This window comes from Oryzifoliimicrobium ureilyticum (assembly GCF_037199735.1).
Classification (GTDB): Bacteria; Pseudomonadota; Alphaproteobacteria; order Rhizobiales; family Rhizobiaceae; genus Rhizobium; species Rhizobium ureilyticus.
The window spans coordinates 1-2,725 of sequence record NZ_JBBBVQ010000057.1 but is presented as its reverse complement, the minus strand read 5'-3'; the positions used below and the strand labels follow the sequence as shown (position 1 = coordinate 2,725).

The 2,725-nt window shown below is 56.9% G+C and carries 2 protein-coding genes and 1 pseudogene; 2 read left to right on the top strand and 1 reads right to left on the bottom strand.

Going from position 1 to position 2,725, the window contains the following annotated elements:
* Positions 1-133: 133 nt before the first annotated feature.
* Positions 134-373, top strand: a pseudogene (locus VQ830_RS28945) (DUF930 domain-containing protein); the annotation flags it as partial.
* Here the strand turns inward: VQ830_RS28945 and VQ830_RS28525 are convergent.
* Positions 292-651 carry a hypothetical protein gene (locus tag VQ830_RS28525; protein WP_337271516.1) on the bottom strand — a complete coding sequence of 120 codons (360 nt, stop codon included), beginning with the start codon at positions 649-651 and terminating at the stop codon, positions 292-294. The pseudogene VQ830_RS28945 and the gene VQ830_RS28525 overlap by 82 nt on opposite strands.
* A 127-nt stretch (positions 652-778) precedes the next feature.
* Between VQ830_RS28525 and VQ830_RS28520 the strand changes: the two genes are divergently transcribed.
* A partial coding sequence (locus tag VQ830_RS28520; protein ID WP_337271515.1) for a beta strand repeat-containing protein occupies positions 779-2,725 on the top strand: 1,947 nt, incomplete at its 3' end.

Genomic DNA, 2,725 nt, shown 5'->3' with positions numbered 1-2,725 from the left:
GCTTCAAAATCGCCAGAATCTGGCTTTCCGTGAATCTCGATTTTTTCATGTCGTTCTCCAAACGCATCAAAGGCCGGAGAAGTCCAATTTTCAACCCAATGGTTTGCGGGGATGATTACCGTATGGGCTTCGGTTCAAATGCGACCTCACGCCAGATCGCAAGAAGGTCGTTGCATTTGATTTTCTCGTGGGTGAACCGCTCCCACGAAAGGAGTGGCAGGAACACCACCTTCTCTCGGAAGACACGCCGCGTCGCGCCAGTCTCGACCATTTAATAACTTCATTAATGCTTTATTCTGTTAACCAAGGTTCGTGCAATCGACGGATGATTATAGTAACCCGAAGCGATGGAAGCTGCATGACGAGAAATTGAAGGACTTGATCTAAAATGGGACGTTTTGGCCAATTGGCGTCATTCTTCAAACCTGGCCAAGATGCTCCGGGAAAATGCAGTCTCCTCGCACGGAGCGATGAGCTGCCTGTGGCATTGGATGCGATTACCGGCACGTCCTCGTTCAGGCTGTGCAAACAGCGCTCTCCGAATGCTGGTGAACTGCTAATCAGATCAGCGTCTTCCATTTTGCTATTTGTATGCGCGATGTTTTTTAATTTGGATTCGGCATTTGCATTGTCGAGCGGCTGTACATCCATCAATGCACTTTCTGGATCCTCATCTCTTAGTTACACGACCAATAAGTACAGCTCTTCAAACTTCTTGCCCGGAGATACTTTAACTCTGCGTGTAACAGATAGTGGTGCGAATTTTCAGGGGACGCCAATGAATGGAGATAGCGTGAGCTTGGCGCGCTATGATCTTTCCAATGGCCTGACCTACAATACCTCAACGTCTACTAGCAATACGCCGCATGACGTAACCTTGACTGTTCCGGCCGGGAGCCTTGAGGCTAATGGCATCGCTATTCGGGCAACCACATCTCATGGCCAGATCAGCAATCTGGTGTTCACCTGCACCAGCGTCCCTCAAGTTTCAGCACCAGGCGCACCGACCATCGGCACTGCAACGGCCGGCAATGGCCAGGCGACGGTGAGCTTCACGGCGCCGGCGTCGAACGGGGGCGCCGCGATTACCGGCTACACGGTGACGTCCAGCCCTGGCGGCTTCACAGGCACGGGCAGCGGTTCGCCGATCACGGTCACCGGGCTCACGAACGGCACGGCTTACACCTTCACAGTGACCGCCACTAACGCGAACGGTACCGGTAGCGCTTCCTCGGCGTCGAATTCCGTGACTCCAGCAACGACCCCGGGCGCTCCAACGATCGGATCGGTGACAGCCGGCAATGGCCAAGCTCTAGTTGCTTTCACAGCCCCTGCCTCGAACGGCGGCTCTGCGATCTCCAACTATACCGTGACTTCCAGCCCAGGTGGTCTCACGGGGACTGGGAGCGCCTCACCAATCGTGGTGGCTGGGCTTACCAACGGCACCGCTTATACGTTTAATGTGACGGCAACCAACGCGATCGGGACGGGTAATGCCTCTTCGGCGTCGAGTGCGGTGACGCCTTCGACGATCCCTGGCGCGCCGACGATCGGTACGGCAACGGCCGGGAATGGCCAGGCAACGGTCAGCTTCACCCCACCTGCTTCGAACGGGGGCGCCGCGATCACGGCCTACACCGCAACTTCCAGCCCCGGCGGTTTCACGGGTACCAGCACAGGCTCGCCCATCACCGTGACGGGCCTCACGAACGGTACCGCCTACACCTTCACTGTGACGGCAACCAACGCGATCGGGACGGGGAGTGCCTCTTCGGCGTCAAATTCAGTTATACCCGCTCCGCCCATTCAGGCTCCGATTGCCAATGCGGTTACGTCCACGATCGCGGCAAATTCCTCAGCCACGGCAATTGCACTGAACATCACCGGCGGTGCGGCCTCCTCCGTTGCAGTAGCGTCCAACGCCGCGCACGGCATTGCGACAGCCTCAGGTGTGACAATAACCTACATGCCGGCAGCGGGCTATTCTGGCACTGACAGCTTCACGTACACCGCGACCAATTCAGCTGGCACAAGTACAGCTGCGACGGCGACGATCACGGTAACCGCGCCAACTTTAACTTTCACGCCAGCCGCCGGAACACTTCCATCCGGCACAGCCGGCGTTAGTTATAGTGAGACGATTGTAGCAGGCAATGGAACAGCGCCTTACAGTTTCGCTGTCTCCGCTGGTGCATTGCCCGCCGGGCTTTCGCTGAACGCTTCAACCGGCGCCATCACTGGGACGCCCAGTGCCAGCGGGAGTTATAACTTCACCATCGAAGCGCAGGATGCGAACAACGCGACAGGAACTGCGCAATACGCTCTGACGATCGGCGTTCAAGCACCGGTCGCTAACCCGGTCACTTCCACGATTGCCGCAAACTCACATGCAAATCTGATAACGCTCAATATCACCGGCGGCCCGGTAGCATCGGTTGCTGTCGCATCAAATCCGTCTCACGGCACCGCCGTCGTTTCAGGAACGTCAATCGCATACACGCCTGCTGCGGGCTATTCTGGTATTGACAGCTTCACCTACACCGCAACAAACCCCGCTGGCACCAGTGCAGCTGCGACGGTGACAGTCACCGTTACACCGCCAACCTTCGCCTTTACGCCAGCGGCAGGAACTCTACCAACTGGACCGGTAGGCACAGTCTATCGTCAGACAGTTTCTGCAACTGGCGGAACGGCTCCTTACGTTTACGAAACTTCAGCTGGAGCT